The organism is Zooshikella ganghwensis, from assembly GCF_018263875.1.
Classification (GTDB): Bacteria; Pseudomonadota; Gammaproteobacteria; order Pseudomonadales; family Zooshikellaceae; genus Zooshikella; species Zooshikella ganghwensis.
Map to the genome: position 1 here is coordinate 85,823 of NZ_JAEVHG010000007.1, position 19,242 is coordinate 105,064.

Annotated in this window: 18 protein-coding genes; 16 read left to right on the top strand and 2 right to left on the bottom strand. The window is 43.8% G+C overall.

The features are described 5' to 3' along the window. The first annotated feature begins 30 nt into the window (after positions 1-30). The 13 genes from flhF (at position 31) to KHS79_RS12085 (ending at position 12,785) form a co-directional block, all read left to right on the top strand. Positions 31-1,560: a flagellar biosynthesis protein FlhF gene (gene flhF / locus KHS79_RS12025; protein ID WP_212719226.1), complete on the top strand. Its 1,530-nt coding sequence runs from the start codon at positions 31-33 to the stop codon at positions 1,558-1,560. Between the two features lie 39 nt (positions 1,561-1,599). Continuing rightward, positions 1,600-2,427: a MinD/ParA family protein gene (locus tag KHS79_RS12030; protein WP_027708156.1), complete on the top strand. Its 828-nt coding sequence runs from the start codon at positions 1,600-1,602 to the stop codon at positions 2,425-2,427. After that, positions 2,427-3,170 (top strand): RNA polymerase sigma factor FliA, encoded by a 744-nt coding sequence (locus tag KHS79_RS12035; RefSeq protein WP_094786902.1) that lies wholly within the window; start codon positions 2,427-2,429, stop codon positions 3,168-3,170. Before KHS79_RS12030 ends, KHS79_RS12035 begins: the two co-directional genes overlap by 1 nt. Positions 3,171-3,482: 312 nt before the next feature. After that, positions 3,483-3,863, top strand: a complete 381-nt coding sequence (locus tag KHS79_RS12040; protein WP_456156799.1) for a chemotaxis response regulator CheY — start codon at positions 3,483-3,485, stop codon at positions 3,861-3,863. Positions 3,864-3,872: 9 nt separating this feature from the next. Beyond that, entirely contained in the window at positions 3,873-4,664 is a 792-nt protein-coding gene (locus KHS79_RS12045) for a protein phosphatase CheZ (protein ID WP_212719230.1), read from the top strand. Positions 4,665-4,676: 12 nt separating this feature from the next. Beyond that, a complete protein-coding gene (locus KHS79_RS12050; protein ID WP_212719233.1) occupies positions 4,677-7,007 on the top strand; it encodes a chemotaxis protein CheA in 2,331 nt (776 codons plus the stop codon). Between the two features lie 146 nt (positions 7,008-7,153). Then, on the top strand, positions 7,154-8,224 hold the full coding sequence (locus tag KHS79_RS12055; RefSeq protein ID WP_212719236.1) for a protein-glutamate methylesterase/protein-glutamine glutaminase: 1,071 nt from the start codon (positions 7,154-7,156) through the stop codon (positions 8,222-8,224). A gap of 2 nt (positions 8,225-8,226) precedes the next feature. Further along, positions 8,227-8,967 (top strand): flagellar motor protein, encoded by a 741-nt coding sequence (locus KHS79_RS12060; protein WP_212719239.1) that lies wholly within the window; start codon positions 8,227-8,229, stop codon positions 8,965-8,967. Between the two features lie 189 nt (positions 8,968-9,156). Then, positions 9,157-9,957, top strand: coding sequence for a flagellar motor protein MotD (gene motD / locus KHS79_RS12065; protein WP_212719242.1), 801 nt, complete (start codon positions 9,157-9,159; stop codon positions 9,955-9,957). 168 nt (positions 9,958-10,125) lie between these two features. Beyond that, positions 10,126-10,929 (top strand): ParA family protein, encoded by an 804-nt coding sequence (locus tag KHS79_RS12070; protein WP_094786905.1) that lies wholly within the window; start codon positions 10,126-10,128, stop codon positions 10,927-10,929. Beyond that, positions 10,926-11,621 (top strand): chemotaxis protein CheW, encoded by a 696-nt coding sequence (locus KHS79_RS12075; protein WP_212719244.1) that lies wholly within the window; start codon positions 10,926-10,928, stop codon positions 11,619-11,621. The genes KHS79_RS12070 and KHS79_RS12075 overlap by 4 nt, the downstream gene beginning before the upstream one ends. A 271-nt stretch (positions 11,622-11,892) precedes the next feature. Beyond that, the gene (locus tag KHS79_RS12080; protein WP_027708164.1) at positions 11,893-12,381 is read left to right on the top strand and encodes a chemotaxis protein CheW; all 489 of its coding nucleotides are present in this window, start codon (positions 11,893-11,895) and stop codon (positions 12,379-12,381) included. Between the two features lie 29 nt (positions 12,382-12,410). Next, complete coding sequence (locus tag KHS79_RS12085; protein WP_212719246.1) at positions 12,411-12,785, top strand: DUF2802 domain-containing protein; 375 nt, start codon at positions 12,411-12,413, stop codon at positions 12,783-12,785. Between the two features lie 31 nt (positions 12,786-12,816). Here KHS79_RS12085 and KHS79_RS12090 read toward each other — a convergent pair whose 3' ends face one another. Continuing rightward, positions 12,817-13,125 carry an EscU/YscU/HrcU family type III secretion system export apparatus switch protein gene (locus KHS79_RS12090; protein ID WP_027708166.1) on the bottom strand — a complete coding sequence of 103 codons (309 nt, stop codon included), beginning with the start codon at positions 13,123-13,125 and terminating at the stop codon, positions 12,817-12,819. A 1-nt stretch (position 13,126) separates the two neighbouring features. Further along, positions 13,127-14,764: a flagellar hook-length control protein FliK gene (gene fliK / locus KHS79_RS12095; RefSeq protein WP_212719248.1), complete on the bottom strand. Its 1,638-nt coding sequence runs from the start codon at positions 14,762-14,764 to the stop codon at positions 13,127-13,129. Between the two features lie 851 nt (positions 14,765-15,615). Here fliK and KHS79_RS12100 point away from each other — a divergent pair. The 3 genes from KHS79_RS12100 (at position 15,616) to KHS79_RS12110 (ending at position 19,227) form a co-directional block, all read left to right on the top strand. Then, positions 15,616-17,499: a hypothetical protein gene (locus KHS79_RS12100; RefSeq protein WP_157365435.1), complete on the top strand. Its 1,884-nt coding sequence runs from the start codon at positions 15,616-15,618 to the stop codon at positions 17,497-17,499. Positions 17,500-17,662: 163 nt separating this feature from the next. Beyond that, a complete protein-coding gene (locus KHS79_RS12105; protein ID WP_212719250.1) occupies positions 17,663-18,670 on the top strand; it encodes a hypothetical protein in 1,008 nt (335 codons plus the stop codon). Beyond that, complete coding sequence (locus tag KHS79_RS12110) at positions 18,667-19,227, top strand: hypothetical protein (RefSeq protein ID WP_212719252.1); 561 nt, start codon at positions 18,667-18,669, stop codon at positions 19,225-19,227. The genes KHS79_RS12105 and KHS79_RS12110 overlap by 4 nt, the downstream gene beginning before the upstream one ends. Positions 19,228-19,242 lie beyond the last annotated feature (15 nt).

The window sequence follows — 19,242 nt, forward strand, 5'->3', positions numbered from 1 at the left end:
CTGAGATAAGGCACGGCATAGGAAGAGCTTATGAATATTAAACGCTACTTTGCTGCGGATATGCGCCAAGCACTTAAGCTGGTTAAACAGGAGTTAGGTGCTGATGCCACCATTCTTGAACAACGGCGGGTAGCGGGTGGGGTTGAACTCGTCGTTGCCAGGGATGCACCAACAATTCCCTCGCAGGCTTCAGCTGCATCTCGCCACCGTTCAGATACCCAGAAAAAAGACTCAACAGCCGCATATAAGCAAAATCATGCCTTCGCTCAGGACGATGAGTTTCACTGGCAAGGACATCAGGTTAATCAGCAAATGCAGTCAGAGCCGTTGGCTAGGCGGCAAGCACCTCAACAATCCCTTGTCGATTTAGCGCATTACAAACAAGAGAGCCGTTTGCGGGATACCAAAAAAAACAAAACGGTACCGACTAAATCGCATAAGCTCAACACTCCGCAAACGAAGGCAAGGCCTAGCACCAATGCTTATCAGGATGTACAAAGCCATAAATCTCAACAGGATAAACCTTATCAAGAAATTCAGTGGCAGCAAAAACAAGCCTTAGGTGATTCCCAAAAACAACAACATGAGCAAGTAGGTGATACAGCACCTGGGCTGCTGACCAATTTACAGCAAGAGTTGCATGGTATGAGGATGTTGCTACAGCAGCAGATGGGGCAAAAAGCCTGGGGCGATTTTTGTCAGCTTAACCCCGTTGCCGCAATGGTCTGGCGGCGCCTAGTGGGGATGGGCCTGTCACCACAGCGAAGCCATGCGATTGTGCAAAACATTCCAGCCGATAGTGCTGTAAAAGTGGCATGGCGACATGTATTGGGCCAGCTTAGCCGTTTGCTGAATACCACTAAGCGAGATTTAGTCGACAGTGGAGGAGTTTTTGCACTGCTTGGGACCACTGGCAGTGGTAAAACCACCACCGTGGGCAAACTGGCTGCTCGTTATGCCTTGCAGCATGGCACCGAGTCACTGGGGTTGATTACCTTAGATACTTTCCGTATAGGCGCCTGTGATCAGTTAAAAACCCTTGGCCGCATTTTAAATGTGCCAATCCGTGTGGTGAATGATTTGTCAGGCTTACAACAGGCATTGGACGCCTTTCGTAGTAAATCATTGATTTTAATTGATACGGCGGGTCTGCATCCGCAGGATGATAATTTGCAGCTACAATTAAATTTACTTGATCAAGTACGGCCAATGGTTCGGAATTTTCTGGTGTTGGCTACTACCAGCCAACGTGCAGTACTTGAGCAAGCAATCGATACTTACTCGACAGCACAAACAGTGGGTACGATTCTGACGAAAGTGGATGAAACACATAATCTAGGCGAGTCTTTGGATATGGTGATGGCTGCCCAGCTTGCGGTTTCTTATTATGCCGATGGACAGCGTATTCCTGAAGATATTGCCCTAGCGCGCAGTCATACGTTGTTGAGTCGAGCGGTAGCAATATCGGGAGCACTGGCTGAAGATGATGCCGCATGGCTTGTACAACAGGAATGGACTATAGCAGGACACTCACTGTTTAATGAGTGTGCTGTTGGGTAATTACAAATTATTATGTTTGTTGTCTGAGTAAACAACACGATGGGAATTAAACATCCAGTTCAGGTACTCGCTGTAACCGGAGGTAAAGGAGGTGTAGGCAAGACCAATGTGGCGCTTAACCTGAGTATTGCTCTGGCAGAAATGGGGCGTCGCGTCATGCTGCTTGATGCTGATTTGGGGCTCGCTAATATTGATGTCTTGCTGGGCTTGTCACCAAAACACACCATCGCGGACGTGTTGGCAGGTAAGTGTGAGTTACGGGATATTCTTTTACACGGGCCTGGCGGTATAAAAATTATCCCCGCATCCTCCGGAACACAGGCGATGACACAGCTATCCTTGCAGCAGCATGCAGGGTTAATTAGTGCCTTCAGTGATCTTAATGACCAACTGGATGTGTTAATGATTGATACCGCTGCGGGGATTTCCAGCTCAGTGGTTAGCTTTGTAATTGCCAGCCAAGAAGTGCTGATCGTTGTCACCAATGAGCCAACCTCCATTACTGATGCCTATGCGCTGATTAAGTTGCTCCATCGAGATCACCAGGTCATGCGTTATCGGGTTATTGCCAATATGGTGCGAAGTCAGCAGGAGGGTCAGCAACTTTTTAATAAGCTGACCAATGTCACCGAGCGCTTTTTGGATGTCACCATGCAGTATTTAGGGGCTATTCCTTTTGATGACGCCTTACGTAAAGCGGTGCAGCGGCAACGCCCCTTATTGGAGTGTTATCCTCGGGCAAAAGCGGCAATAGCGATACGAGCGCTGGCGCAGAAGATTGATAACTTTCCCTTACCAGCCTCACCTCGAGGGCATTTGGAATTTTTTGTGGAAACCTTGGTGTCCTGTGAAGTCGGACGTTGTTGATGAAATCAATGCAAGGTGTTGGACTATATTCCCAGGTAAGTGGGCAGCAAGGACAGCAACTTGTCCAGCGTTATGCCGGACTTGTTAAACGAATCGCCTTACATACTGCTGCCCGACTTCCTGCCAGCGTACAGTTGGATGACCTGATTCAAGCAGGAATGATCGGGCTGCTAGAGGCTGCGCGAAAATATGATGCGAGTAAAGGGGCCTCATTTGAAACCTATGCCACCATTCGTATCCGAGGCAGTATTGTCGATGAAATCCGCAAAGGGGATTGGGTGCCGCGCTCTGTGCATCGAAATAGTCGACGAATTGCTGAGGCTATTCAACAGATCGAAGCAAAGTATGGCCGTGACGCCAAGGATCAGGAAATAGCAGAAGCACTTTCCCTTTCACTGGATGACTACTATGCCATGTTGAGTGATTTATCAGGTAGTCGATTGTTTTCATTTGAGGAGCTGACCGCGGCTGGGGATACATCACAAGCATCATTAGCCAGCGAACACACAAGCGATAAACCACCAGATGAACTCCAGCAGAAAAAACTGCGGCATGATTTAGCGCAGGCAATACAAATGTTGCCAGAAAGAGAGCAACTGGTGCTGGCACTTTATTACGATGAAGAGCTAAACCTTAAAGAAATTGGGCAGGTGTTAGGGGTAAGTGAGTCTCGAGTGAGTCAAATTCATTCACAAGCCGCTATGCGACTTCGTGCTCGGTTAGCTGACTGGCAGCCCGAATAATCTCAGTCTTTAATAAAATCATAATCTTTATGTTCTAACACCATTCAACCACAGTAGATGTAGTCTAAGACACGTCAGGTTAATACAAAAAAAATTGATTGAGTATTATTGAATAATTATCCCAGTCTTTTAAAGGTCATGATTTAGTCCTTGTTTCTGGCTATAAAGTGTTATTGCGTAATGAAAATGTTTTGAACACTTTCTAAACATAAATCGAATAAACTGGCATGCCAATAATCACCTACTAGACTTGTAGTAGATGTAAAAAGGCAGCATCTGTGCATCATGAGGGAGGTCGCCTTGGATAAAAATATGAAGATCCTTATTGTGGATGACTTTTCCACCATGAGGCGAATCATTAAAAACCTACTGCGAGACTTGGGGTTTACCAACACGGCAGAAGCGGATGACGGTCAAACAGCACTTCCAATGTTGAAAAGTGGTGGCTTTGATTTTTTAGTGACGGACTGGAATATGCCGGGTATGACGGGAATTGACTTATTAAAAGCCGTTCGTGCTGATCCTAAGCTCGCTTCTTTACCGGTTTTAATGGTAACGGCTGAAGCAAAACGAGACCAAATTGTTGAGGCTGCACAAGCTGGCGTTAATGGCTATGTAGTCAAGCCTTTTACTGCTCAAGTATTGAAAGAAAAAATTGAAAAAATATTTGAGCGTGTGGAAGCGGGTGGTTAAGAGGCTGATATGTCGTTATTAGATAAATACACTGAAGGGCTCACACCAGCAGAGCTTGAAAAAGACTTAAAAAGCCGCGCCCACCAAATGGTGGAGTATTTGGAAAAAGGTAATTTAAAAGATGCCATTCAGGTAATTCACGAAATTAATGAGGTACGCGATAAAAGTCTTTATAAAGAGATTGGCCGTTTAACCAGAGCCTTGCATGAAGCGATTATGAACTTTCATTTGGAAGCAGGCTTTTCTGGAGAAGATAAAGAACAAATTTCCAGCATGGCGGACGCCTCTGAGCGTTTAAACTATGTCACCAAAATGACTGAAAAAGCGGCGAATCGCACCATGGATCTGGTGGATGCCAGTGTACCTATTGCGGGTGATATTGCTGAACAATCGAAAAATTTGCGTGAAAGCTGGCAAAAGTTACGTAAGCGACAGATGAAGCCTACGGAATTTCGCGAGTTGTACCAACATATTGAAGTGTTTTTAGACTCCACTGAAGGAAAAGCAAATACACTGTATAGCAATTTAAACGAAATTATTTTGGCTCAGGACTTTCAGGACTTAACGGGCCAGGTCATTAAAAAAGTCGTGGATTTGGTAGCTGAAGTTGAAGAAAGCCTGGTTAATTTAGTGCGTATGGCAGGACAGCTCGATACGATAACAGGCATTGAACATCGCTTTGAGACGAAGGAAAAAGATAAAACCGTTGCCGAAGGGCCTCAGATGCGTGCAGAAGAACGTACTGATGTGGTATCAGGTCAGGATGAGGTTGATGACCTATTATCCAGCTTGGGGTTCTAGGGGAGTTATTTCATGAGTTTTGATGCTGATGAAGAGATTCTACAAGACTTTCTTGTCGAAGCTGGGGAAATCTTGGAGCTGTTATCTGAGCAGTTAGTTGATCTTGAAAACCGTCCAGATGATAAAGATTTACTGAATGCAATCTTCAGAGGCTTTCACACGGTTAAAGGTGGGGCAGGTTTTCTCCAGCTCAATGCGCTGGTTGAATGCTGTCATGTTGCTGAGAATGTGTTTGATACATTACGGAATGGGCAGCGCGCTGTAACGCCCGAACTGATGGATGTTGTTCTGCAAGCGTTAGACAAAGTGAATGAAATGTTTAGTCAGGTTCGCGACCGACAGGAACCTGAGGCTGCGGACAGGGAGCTCATTGAAGCCCTGACCAGGTTTGCTGCGCCAGAGGGTGCCGCTGAAGAGGCTGAGGCACCAGAACCTGCGGTTGAAGAACCAACTCCCACACCTCCAGAACAAGCTGCAGAGCCTGCGGCTGAGAAACCACCAGCAGCTGCTAAACCCAGTGGAGATGAAGCTAAAGGGTCAGAAGACGAAATCACGGATGAAGAGTTTGAGCAGCTGCTTGATGCCATTGCTGATCAGGATAAAGAAGAGCAGGCAAAAGGGGAGGCCCCAAAAGCAGAGGTTTCAGCACCACCTCCTGCCGGAGGTGTCACAGGCAGTGACACGGATGAAATAACCGATGATGAGTTTGAGGCTTTACTCGATCAGTTACATGGGAAAAAAACCGTTGGTGGAACTGCTGAAGAGGCAACACCTGCGGAACCCAGTGCAGAAGCCCCAAAAGCGGCTGAGCCTGCAGAAGCTGTTAAAAAAGAGCCTGAAAAAAAACAGGTCAAGCCACCTGCTGGGGATGAAATTACCGATGATGAATTCGAATCTCTGTTAGATGAGCTGCATGGTAAAGGGCAGTTTCATGGGGCTAAGGCAGAAGAGCCGCCAGCACAACCACCTGCAGGTGAACAGGTACCTGAGGCTGACTTTGATGAACTGTTAAAAGAGTTAAAGCACAGTGCTCAAGGTGGTGCACCAAGTAAACCTGCAGCACCGGCCAAACCCACACCACAAAAACCAGCCCCTGCACCAGCGGCTGCCAAACCTGCAGTAGCACCCAAACCACCCGTTAAGGATGCGAATCCCCCAGCTGAAACCACTGTGCGTGTCGATACCGCTCGCTTGGATGACATCATGAATATGGTGGGCGAGCTAGTACTGGTTCGTAACCGGCTAGTTCGGCTGGGCGATCGAAGTAGTGATGAGGCTCTGTCAAAAGCGGTATCCAATTTGGATGTGGTTACTGCAGACTTACAGCTATCTGTCATGAAAACGCGGATGCAGCCTATTAAAAAAGTATTTGGGCGTTTTCCACGGGTGGTGCGTGATTTAGCAAGAAGCTTAAAAAAAGAAATCAATTTACAGATGGAAGGGGAAGAAACAGATCTGGATAAAAACCTGGTTGAAGCGTTGGCGGACCCTTTAGTGCACTTGGTGCGTAATGCTGTGGACCATGGGATTGAAAGCCCTCAGGAGCGAGAACAAGGCGGTAAAAACCGCCAAGGTAATGTCATGTTGGCGGCTCAGCAGGAAGGTGATCATATCCTGCTTTCTATTGCTGACGATGGGGCGGGTATGGATCCAGACAGGCTAAGAGCTAAAGCTGTGGAGCGGGGATTGTATGACCAGGATACGGCTGATCGGCTGTCTGATACGGAATGCTTTAATCTGATTTTTATGCCCGGTTTTTCCACTAAACAGGAAATTTCAGATGTTTCTGGACGTGGTGTGGGCATGGATGTGGTTAAGACAAAAATTTCCCAGCTCAATGGCACCATCAACATTGAGTCTGAAAAAGGCAAGGGTTCACGCATCATTATTAAAGTACCGTTGACGTTGGCGATTATGCCGACATTGATGGTGGTACTGGAAAAACAGGCATTTGCTTTACCATTGGTGAGTGTCAATGAAATTTTTCACCTGGATTTATCACGTACTAATGTGGTGGATGGGCAGGAAGTTGTGATTGTTCGTGATAAGGCATTGCCTTTATTCCATTTAAAACGCTGGTTGGTGGCAGGCCATAATGATTCAAAGCCAGTGGATGAATCCCATGTTGTGATTGTGTCGGTAGGTACGCAACGGGTAGGTTTTGTTGTTGATCAGCTGATTGGGCAAGAAGAAGTCGTGATCAAGCCGCTTGGTGCCTTATTGCAAGGCACGCCGGGTATGTCAGGAGCGACGATTACCGGTGATGGCCGAATTGCCTTGATTCTCGATGTGCCTAGCTTGCTGAAACGATACGCACGAAAACAGTCTTCTGTTGTCGGTTAAGGTCTGGCCAGGTGATTAATTATCAGCAAAGACACCGGTTTATAACCATTACTTGCAAAGAGTAATCACCGTACTTGCTGTAAAGGGGATGCAGATTACACGTATATTAACGTATTTATGGGTGCTTACTAAGCGGGAGATGCCTGGTGGCAATAAAGGTATTAATAGTAGATGACTCGGGTTTTTTTCGGCGGCGGTTGACTGAATTATTGAGTAGTGATCCATTGCTTGAGGTGGTGGGCACTGCGCAAAATGGTCGAGAAGCGATTGAGAAGACTAAGGAGCTAAGTCCTGACGTCATTACCATGGACTATGAGATGCCAGTCATGGATGGTATTTCGGCCCTAAAGCAAATCATGGCAACGAAACCAACGCCTGTTTTAATGTTTTCTTCGCTCACACACGAAGGGGCAAAAGTGACACTGGATGCGCTAGAAGCAGGAGCTGTTGACTTCTTACCCAAAAGCTTTGAGGACATTTCCCGCAACCCAGCCAAGTTAAAAAAAGTACTTACTGACCAAGTCAAGGCAGTTGCAAGAAGTCGCTATCGGACAACAGCACGAAAAGCTGAACCTGCAGCTAAGCCTGCAGCACGACCTGTTACCTCGGCGCCTGAAAAGCCAACTGTTCAGGTTTATAGCCGGGGTGTGGCTAAGCACCGGTTATTAATCTTAGGCACATCTACTGGCGGGCCGGTTGCTTTACAAACCATTCTTACCTCATTACCCAGTAATTTTCCGGTGCCTATTTTGTTGGTCCAACACATGCCTGGCACATTTACCAATGCATTTGCAGAGCGCTTAAACCGGATATGCCAGGTTCGTGTCAGTGAGGCTAAGGACAATGACCCTTTGAAGCCAGGTCACGCATTGCTTGCGCCAGGAGGCAAACAATTAATGGTAGATGCTCGACAAGGAGGCATTGTGCGTGTGATAGAGGGCGACGCCAGGATGAACTATAAGCCAAGCGTTGATGTAACCTTTGGTTCTGCTGCGAAAGCATTTAGCAATAAAGTGTTAGCAGTCGTGCTGACCGGCATGGGGGCTGATGGCCGTGATGGTGCTAAAATGCTCAAGTCTGCTGGCTCACATGTTTGGGCACAAAACCAAGAGAGCTGTGTTATCTACGGCATGCCGATGGCGGTGGTTAATGCTGGGCTGGCTGATGAAGTCATTCACCTCAATGAAATTCCCCGGCGGCTTGTTGAGGCTATTTGAGCATGGATGTGCTCAGCTTAGTTGGCCTGGTTCTAGGCTTGCTGGCCATTGTTGGCGGTAACTTTCTTGAAGGCGGACATATCAGTGCGCTGTTGAATGGCCCTGCGGCGGTGATTGTTATCGGTGGCACAATAGGTGCTGCATTTGTACAGTCTTCTGGTCGAAACTTTAAGCGAGCGCTAGCGATTATCCAATGGGTTGTCGTGCCACCTGTGCTGGATATTGAAGGGGGTATCGCTAAAGTGGTCGGCTGGAGCCTGAAAGCCCGTAAGGAAGGGCTTTTGGGCCTTGAGTCTATTGCGGATATTGAGTCTGATCACTTTGCTCGAAAAGGTCTACAACTGCTCGTTGATGGTAATGAACCTGAAGCGTTGCGCAATATCCTTGAAGTTGAGTTGTATGTGGCTGAAGCTCGTGATTTACAAGCAGCTAAAGTGTTTGAGGCCATGGGTGGGTATGCACCAACCATTGGTATTATTGGTGCTGTCATGGGGCTTATTCATGTGATGGGCAACTTGGCAGACCCCTCGGAACTTGGGGCTGGAATTGCGACTGCGTTTGTGGCGACGATTTATGGGGTAGGGATGGCTAACTTGTTATTGCTACCCATGGCCAATAAGCTGAAGACCTATGTTCATCGGCAGTCACAGTACCGAGAAATGTTAGTGGAAGGCTTATTGGCCATTGCTGAAGGTGAAAACCCCCGTTCAATAGAGCTAAAACTGCAAGGCTTTATCAACTGATGTTTTTCACAATGTGTTGTCAGGCATTTCTGCTTTTACCACACCCACCTTGGGGCAGGTGAGTTGACAACATTCTTCCCTCTCTCCTATCTAATAACTAATAGCTTATTTTTTCTTGCATAAAGGGGATCGTCTGACCTGGAGACTGGTCAACTTTGAACGTGGCTCTCTAAACACAAGGTGATGACAATGGCTCGGCGTAGAATGATTGAAGAGCATGAAAACTTAGAGCGTTGGATGGTGTCGTATGCGGACTTTATTACCTTGCTTTTCGCTTTTTTTGTCGTGATGTATTCAATATCGTCGGTGAATGAAGGGAAATATAAGCTGTTATCAGAAACCCTAGATGGTGTCTTTAATGAGCCTGCGCGAAGTTTAAAACCCATTCAAATAGGCGAGTTGACACCTCGTCAACCAAAAGAACCCGAAGCTGTTGTGAAAGAACCAAACCAGCATGACATGGCGATTGATGATATTAATAAACCACAGGAGCCGGAAAAAGACCCTTTGGTTGAAATTGAAAGTCAAGTGAACGATCGATTTCAGGATCTCATCAGTAATGATTTACTTTCAGTGGCTGGCAACGAGCTTTGGGTCGAAATTGAAATGAAATCCAGCCTGTTATTTCCCAGTGGTGATTCGATACCAAACAATCAAGCCTTTAAGGTGTTGGAAAAAGTGGCAGATATATTACGCCACTATAAAAACCCAATCCATGTTGAAGGATTTACCGATAATATGCCCATTAATACCAACCAATTTCCAACAAACTGGGAGTTATCGGCGGCACGTTCTGCAGCCATTGTCCGGTTGCTGGCGAGCTATGGCGTTGACCCCCGGCAATTGGCTGCCGTTGGTTATGGCCAGTTCCAACCGATTACCACCAACAGTACACCAGAGGGCAGGAGTCAAAATCGGCGGGTGGTCTTGGTTATTTCCAAAAATTTGGACATCAGGCGAAGTATTCACGCTGCAGGTGCTACGCCTTAATCATGAATAAATGAGGTGTTAAACGCAGAGTAAGCACATTATTTTAAAAGCAATTTCAATGAGCATGTGCTAACTATTAATTTAAAACTCTTTTGGCTTAATTGTTGCTGTTTAAGGCAATAATAATTCAGTCGTCACATGGCGGGAAATTAAAGCGCTGGGGGATGTGTGAGAATCTGGACTATTTCAAATCAAAAAGGAGGCGTAGGAAAAACGACGACCGTTGTTGCCTTGGGAGGTTTATTAGCCCAGCAAAATTACCGCGTATTGTTGTTAGACCTGGACCCGCATGCATCCCTTACCTGTTATTTTAAGTATGATCCTGATCAGCTGGAACATAGTTTATTTGATTTATTTAGTCATCAAGGCAAAGTGCCTGACTACCTTCCTGGTCAGTTGGTTGTTGATACTGGGTTTCATAATTTGATGCTACTGCCTGCAACCACATCACTTGCAGTGTTAGACCGTCAAATAACCAATCAGGGTGGCTATGGTTTGGTGATATCTCGGGCCTTGATTCACTTGTGGGACCAGTTTGATTATGCATTACTGGATACGCCTCCACAGTTGGGGGTGCTGATGGTAAATGCCTTAGCCGCTAGCCAACGCTTACTGCTACCTGTGCAAACCGAGTTTCTTGCACTAAAAGGCTTAGAGCGAATGTTGCATACCATGCGCATGGTGTGTCAGTCGCAGAAAAAAGCGTTACCTTTTTTAGTTATTCCCACTTTATTTGATCGCCGGACACAAGCCTCTGTACAAAGTTTATTAGCATTGCGCAAACAACATATGGATCATATTTGGCAGTCATATATTCCTGTAGATACGCGTCTGCGTGATGCAAGCCAGGCGGGTATTCCTCCTTCAGTTTTTGACAAAAACTCACGGAGTGTAAAAGCCTATGGTCACTTATTGAAAGACTTATTGGCCATGCAGCAGCGAGCTACACCATTAAGGACCCAGGCGAAATGAGCCAGGAGAGAAACACCCAGAACCCATCCAAATCGATGGATGTAGTTAAGGATTATTTGGATCATTTATTACAGGAAGTCAGTTGGGGGGAAGGGCTTGTTGAACTTGAAACAAAGCATGACACTGAGTCACTCATAAAGCTTGAACCTCAAATAGAGACAGGGGATGCTTGTGTTCCGGAGGAGCTGAAAACCTCTGAAGAGAAGGCTGTTCCCGTAGTACCTGAAAAAGCTGTGCAAGCGCAGGAAAATCAAACGCTTGACTGTTTGTTATTTAGTGTGGGTGGATTGCGACTGGCTGTTCCTCTGACCGAGTTGGGTACTGTGCTGTCAGTCCGCGACTATCCGTTAACAACGCTGGTAGGTAAGCCTTCTTGGTTTTTAGGTATTATTCATTACCAGCAGCAGACATTCAACGTGATTGATACTGCACAATGTATAATGCCTGAGCGTTATAAGGTTGATGCGCAAAAGGCTTTTCACTACTTGTTAGTGATTGAAAACTCATCATGGGTGTTGGCCGTTGATAATGTTCATGAATCTATTTTGCTCTCCAAGCATGAAATTCGCTGGCGAAAGCAGAAGGGTAAGCGCCCCTGGTTAGCAGGTACGGTCATTGCCAAAATGTGTGCACTATTAAATATCAAAGCACTGGCCTTACAACTCAATAGTCAAGTCTATTCCAATTCATAATACTGTGTGACGATCGTTAATTTTTTATGGAAGCATGACGATCACTCGTACAGCATAGTTGTTGTAGGTCCTTTCAAAAACAACTGCTTATAGTTTGAACTAACCACTTTGATGACCATGTATTATAGTTAATTTACTTAATATGTTTAATGGCGACGCAAGATGAAAACTTTGGCCTTGCGTAAATTAAAAAGTGACTTTTATGGAATTAAAAAGTGACTTTGATTGAGCCCCAAAGAGACTTTTGTGGAGCAAAAAAGTGAGTAGTGCCATGACGACACATTCAACCCATGCTAATCAAAGTGCTGAAGATCCTATTCTTCAGTGGGTGACGTTTCGCTTAGCAAACGAAACCTACGGTATTAATGTAATGCAAGTTCAAGAAGTACTTAGGTACACTGAAATAGCGCCTGTACCAGGGGCACCGCCGTTTGTCCTTGGCATAATTAATTTACGGGGTAATGTGGTGACGGTGATTGATACCCGTTTACGTTTTGGGCTTGCACCTGGTGAAGTGACTGATAATACACGAATTGTGATTATTGAGGCTGAAAAGCAGGTAGTGGGTATTATGGTTGATAGTGTGGCAGAGGTGGTTTATTTACGTCAATCTGAAATAGAAACAGCACCTAATGTTGGTAATGAAGAAAGTGCTAAGTTCATACAAGGGGTGTGCAATAAAAATGGGGAGCTGTTAATTCTGGTTGAGTTGGATAAGCTACTCAGTGATGATGAGTGGGCTGAGATTTCTGACTTTTAGCGGCTTACCCATCGCTAAGGGTATTAATAATGGATTGGTTATGGCCGCTGATAGGGATTGCTTTTGTTATTCTCGTGTTACAGTTGAGTATGATGTTTGCTGTTTATCGTTGGCGTTTACAACAGCAGCAAAGTGAACAGCAATTACAGCGTTTACAGGAAGACCTAAAAGCTGTAGCGGCTGGAGCTATTGGCGTTGGCAAACACTTACAGGATGTTGAAGCTAAATTGTATCTCCTGGTGGATAAACAGGAAATTCTTGAACAGCGTGATTTAGGTAGCCTGCCTTATAATCAAGCCAGTAAATTACTCGAAATGGGCGCTTCAACTCAAGAGGTTGCATCGAGCTGCGGACTGACTCAGGCAGAAGTAGAGTTATTGGCAAGGTTTCACCCCGTTAATTAATATTTAGTCATCCCTTCAAGTATTTTTTCAATCATGCATTTTCAGGTTTATCGGTATCTGGTGTCCAACCCGGGGGATATTTATTTTGCAACCGATAGGCTAAGGCAATGATTTCTGCAATCGTAATATACAGTAGTTTTGGTATTTCTTCGCCTAAGTCAAGAGTGGCTAAAAGCTTTGTTAACTCCGCATTTTCATACAGTGGTATACCGGCTTCGCGAGCAATAGCAATAATTTGTTCAGCAATGGCATCGTGTCCCTTGGCAGTGAGTTTAGGGGCTGTTTCGCCATCATAGAAAAGTGCAATAGCTTGTTTAGTGGTTGGTGGTGTTTGTTTCATTTTACGTTGTTATGTCTACGAGCTGATGTTGGATAGAAATTTTTTGTTGCGGGGGAACCCCTGGAGCAACATTCAAAGCCTGGACTTCTATTCCTTGTTTCATTAAACGTTTTTTAAAGTCATCAAGCTGAGCAGTCAGCTTATTTAATACCTGGCTATGTTCTGCCCAAAATGTGGCTGATAATTTTCGCTCAAGCAATGTTAGCTGGACATAGAGTGTGCCAATTGGATCAATGTCTAAGGCTAAAAATAAATCCCATTTGGGCGTCTTGGTTCCATTTTTTCCTTGTTGTTCACGTTGCTCTAGATGGATATGGGCATGATCCAGCTGTTGGTTATGATAAATAGGCAATTCAAAGTTCCAGCTATTTAACAATGTTGGATCTTGACCAACAGTATGCTGTTGATGAAGTGACATGAGCTGACTTGAGTGTATTCTCAGAAGAGCGCCTTGCAGCATTTTAAATAATTGGTCGATGTTGAATGTGTTGAATTCTTTACGGGGGGGGAGCCAGGGTAACAGGTAAGCAAGTGTAGGTTGATAGGGAGATGAGTGTGACAGCATCGACGAGGCCGAAAGTAGATTGCTGGCAAGGTGTGGGTAGTGATTCACCAGTTGCTGTGCTGTGCGTAATAAAAGTGCTTTCAGGTCATGGCTTAATGAAGGCGATAAGAGTGGTAAATAGGATGAATATTGTGAAAGTGGTGTATTCAATAATTTTTGCTCCATAAATAGACCACTTTGTTGAAGCCATTGAGTCAGTTGCTCTGGTTGCTGTAATTGAGCTGCACTAGGCAAACGTTGTAATAACTGATTGATAGCTTGTTGCACTGTCGTTGGCAATTGCGCGAAGGATGTTGCTGCTTTAGCTTGAGGTAAATCCACCTTACTTTGTTGTAAATAGTAATAAGCCTGTGTTAAGGGCATTGAAGTACGCAGTGCTGTTTGTAAATTATTACTTAATAAAGCTTGATACCAAGGACCCAATGCAGTTAATTGGGTATGAATACGCCCTTCACGATATTGCAATAAGAGCTGACTATAAAGTTTTAAAGGCTGTTCTGAGTTAAGCCAGAGCTGTTGCTGATTGGCAAGCTGTATTAATGAATAATAACGGCCGCCTTGCCCTAGTGGCAGGGAGTGGTTTGCTACCCAGCTTTCTTTCGTTGTCGTAGCGATCACTTTAGCTGTCAGTGCAGTATTTTGACTGGTTTGTAATGACTGAACGAGTTGCTGAAAAAGTTCATCCTGAACAACTTTTACGGGTTGTTGACCAGGCGCTTTGAGTATCAGACCAAGGATATGTCCAGGTAAATAATTAAAAGCGGATGTTAATTTAAACGGCTTTCCTGCTACTTCAAGGGTGATTAGGTAATTTGCAGGTTCACTGATGGGGATGGCACCTCTAGGTATTGACGGTAATGTGTCAGGATCAGTCAATGAAGATGATTGGAAAAGGGGAATAGAAGCAAGCACGCGGGCTGATATTGTACTTGGGGAGGATGCTGCAGTCTGTGTGGCTAATAAAGTACGGAGCTGAGCAATTTGTTCTTCATTTAACTGCAATTTAGCTGTAGCGCTGATGTTGGATATTGGTCGAGGTGTAGGTGGGTCAACGGGCGAACCAGCATCAATCATTAGCGGGTATCCTTAAAGTAGTTTCTTACCAGTATAGTTGTTAACAGCCTTCGTTGCGTAAAGTACCCTTTTAGTCAGTGTGATTTTGGTAAAAGCGTAAGATAAGATTGCCATTTGTAAGACAGTAGCAGGATAATTGTGTATAAAAATTCAAACCATTGCCAACCAACTTATTAAATTAAAAAGTATTAAATCACTCTCTTATAAAGAGAGGTGCTGTTAGATAGCGTAAAAAACCTTTATTTTTGGTGTAGTAAAGAGTGACTGAGCAAGTTTTGCTGATAATCAAAAAATAGAGAAAATAAGCATTGATGAAACAAATAAGGTGTTGCGTGCTGAATTGTAATAAATTATGATCACATAAAGCTACAAAGCAATTATTTATAATTTGGCTAGCGTAATAAATATAATCGTTTACTGATAAATAAGCTACGAATTTAATAAGTGAATTTTATTCATTCTCCAGATATCCTCTATGGTGTTAACAAGGTAGTTAAGAATAGAGTGATGTTTTGTGTGTTTTTACTCATAACAACGGGTCTTAGGGGGATACCAATAAAGGTCTATTGACTTCATTGGAAAGGATAAAAGCTGAATCCTGAGGGCTGTATGTTACTTAGGTATACCCACAACGAAGGATATAGTAAGTAACTTACACTTCTGTGGACGAGTGTCGAAACTACTTTTAAATGAAGACTTGAACGTTAGTATAGCTTTGCATGACAAAGTAGATAGTATGAGTAGTTATACGGCAAAAGCTGTATATGAGCAGTAAAAAACTCAAGGGATTGGACCATATTGGTTTGGTAACACTCATTAAAAAAATAAATACTCTGCTCAATGGAGGAAACATGAACAAAATTACTCGCGCTATTATTGCAGGACTTGGGGGCGCCTTATTGAGTTCTGCGGTATCCGCGGCACCATTACTCTCATCAACTAGCTTACCACTTACGGGTGATGATTTAATCCAAGCATCTAATTACTTTACGTCTGAAGCTGAACTCCAGCAGTTTGCAAAATTCGTTAAAGGTTTAGATGTTTTTCCTGACCATAAAAACCCAACCTCCATCGCACAGATGGAAAATAAACAAATTAAAAAGCAATACTATATTCCACCTTATTTTCAAGCCCCTAGAGATCAACAAGTAGCAGGTGCCGTTGAGATAGCTGATTATGCATTAAAGCTAATGGCTGGTGTACAGACAACGGCAAGATCATTTAACTTTAACCTTGTTGAATATACTGCCCGCCAACAAGAAATCCAACGTTACGAAAAGTCACTCATAGCGTTTGAGAAAATGTATGAAAAAGCTATAGAAAACAGTGAAATATCTAAAGCTGAAATTATTAAGCAAGCTATTGTAGAGTTAAAACAACAAATTGCGGGCTTAAAAGATCAGCAACAACAAGGCCAGCAACAAGGGCAACAAGGTCTGGAGGAAATGTACGATACATTACGCCAGGAAGTTGCTAATCAGGTAAGGATGGATTTGGCGATGCTTGGTGTACAAGCAACGTCAGAAGAGCTGAGCTTATTTAACAGTAATGAGTCGCAAAAAATTCTGCAAGCGATGACATCCATGATGGCTAGAGCTAATGCCGAAGGTCAGTTTGGGGTTCAGCAAGGTGTCTTTACTCAGGGGTATAACCAAAAAGAAATGGAGTATATCCGGGTATACCGTTTAATTCGGAATGATGTAAAAGTATCAGCATTGTCAACAACAGCTGTATACGCTAAAGCCGCTGCGTTAACCTCTCGTGTAGATGCCTCAGAAGATGATCCTCTGACCAACAGCAGTGGAGTGGCAAATGCCCCCCGTTTTTATCTAGCGGTGAATGGTGGCTCTAATGGTCGTTGTGGTAACACACGCAGCTGTAATGTCGTTATTGACTTAACCAGTCAAGGTGCATATTCAGCTTTGGCTAAGACGGGAGCGAAAATTTTCCCCGTTGTTTTTGAAGCGGATGTTAAATTCAAGCAACCCGACTTTGATGGTACTTTAACATGTGACTTTAAAACAGGTTGGCAAGCAGAAGGACGCGCTGATGTTAAAGATGGTGGCGTTATTTATGATGGCGACGTTTATAACCGCATAAAATACTCGTCACTTGAAGATGGTGGATGTGATTATCAAATTCGCCAGGGCGATAAAGACTCTGCTGCTTTTCATACCATCAACTATTTGTATAAAAACTACATGCAGTTGAAAAATCAACGTGCCATTAAATCAAAAGAGGAAAAAGACCGCTATCAGCAGTATGTAACCAGTGAAGTACAGCGCCATGCCAACATGTCTCAACAGGATAATGGCTGGGAGTGGTATTCGTTAACTACTTGGACGCGCGCATTTGGTCGTGGTTGGGGAACTGCTGTTAGCTTCGTAGTTGGTGCCGCAAGAAACTTCTATTGGCATACACGTATTGAAGATACGTCTAATTATGACCGGGTGAAATTTTCAACCACTATAAAAGAGTTTAATACAGTACAAAACGTTCGTTTTACATTTGATGCAAACCCAACACTATGCTGGAAGTCTGAAGGTTTTGGTAATAAGTTTTTGTCTGCCTGTCCTTCTGCTGAGTATGATGATAAAGCTGATACTGATTTAGGTAGGACACAGCAAACCTGTCAGGATCAAAGCTTTACCACTGACTGTACTGATCAGATTGAGCAAAATGAGCAAAATCAAACAACAGATGAAAATGGTGTGATTCAGGATCCTTGGGCATAAGCAGCAATAAAAAGGGGGAGGATTCCCCCTTTTTTAATTTTGTATTATATACCCTTCGCTGAGGGGATATGTACTCCTTTAATTAAAGGGTACGTTTGACCTTATTATGGGAAAGGCTAGTGCTTGTTAAGACAGCGCTTTTATGCTGAGGGATTAGTAAAACATGAAAATTTATCGAGTTATCGGACTCATTGTCAGTTATCTATTGGTGTTAATGAACAGCGGTTGGAGCTATGGACAGACTGAAACTGATACGCACTATGAGTTTTGGAATCGGCCGGTAGAAATTTCTAGAAATCCGGATGTGCTTTACTTTCCACCTAAAGTTGCTGTGACGCTTGTCGATCAAAATAAGCAACCTGTTCAAATCAGCCACCGACTTTATCAACTTTTATCATCTAATCTGGAAGATTATTTTCCAGGCGTTGTGGTAGATGATTTTGTTGATAACTATTGGGATATTAAAGTTCAACCGCAGGTCGGCGAAAATAATTCGATTTTTCTGCCTTATTTTATGCAAATGACTGTTGCATGTATGAAAAGCTTAACAGTTTTAGATGATGCCTTTGAGCTAGAAAAAGCCATTATTGACAGTGACGAGTATGTAGCTAATGCGGGTGATGTTGAGCAGGTAATTAAAGCACTACTCGGGAAATACCAACCTATTGCTAATAAAATGTTGCAGGCCTATAAAAAGGATCGTTGTGAGCTAAGCAATAATAATTACAGAATGGCACCTGTTGTCCAAGAGCGGCTGATGCTCGTGCTGGAAAAAGTACTCAAAGGTAAAAATGATTTCAGAGTGTCATCCGCTGATTTATTTGTTTTTTCGAAAACGTTCGAATCCCTTTACTTTGGTAGTCAGGGTTTATGGGTGAGAAAGTCATTGAATCTTCTGAAAGAAACACTTACCTCCACGTTGGGTAAATTTACGAGTATCGCTAATATTTCTGCTTTTGAAAAAGAGCATGATAGCTTTTGGCAGTTTTTACGTGAAACTTCATTGGTGGATCAGGAAATTAAAAATATTACTGATTATTGTGTCGTGAATACTGACGATTTATTTCAACCATTTAGTTTTACTGATTGTAAAGCGCAGTCTCCATTAATGTTGATCAAGCTGACGCTTGGTAATCAGTCGTCTTTAGTTGTTGGAGTAGAACAACCATGAGTGTGAAAAAAAAGTATGCTTTATTAAGTGTTGTTGTTATTGCGGCAGGAGCTACTATATGGCTCTTGCCTGGTCAGGAGGACGAGGCTCACTCTCAACCATCTAGTTTACAAAGTGTTAAGTCTCAGCCTTCGCCATCATCTAATGAACAAGGGGCGATGATAGCGTCGCCATCAGCCAATAATCACCAAGTGCAAGAACTGGATGAAATCGCTAAAAATGCGCTACAAGCGCCACAATCTGACGTATTAAATGATGAGGTCGAAGAAAGTATTGCTGAGTCTCCACAGGATTTAATTCCTGAAGCGGTAAGACAGGCACGGGAAGAAAAAGTAAGACTAGCCTTGAATACTGTCCGGCAACGTACTGCCCAGATAACCCGAGAGGATATTGTTGCCGAGCAGCAACAACTTAAGGCGGTGCGTGACAAGCTTGAAAATATTGAAGTTAAGCCACCACAAATTGCTGAGTTTACTGATGAGGCGGGGATTAAATGGAATAAATTAACTTATGCAAATGGTGAAGTTAAATATGAGCTAGTATCATTTCCTGAGTAGTCTATCCAGCCGTAA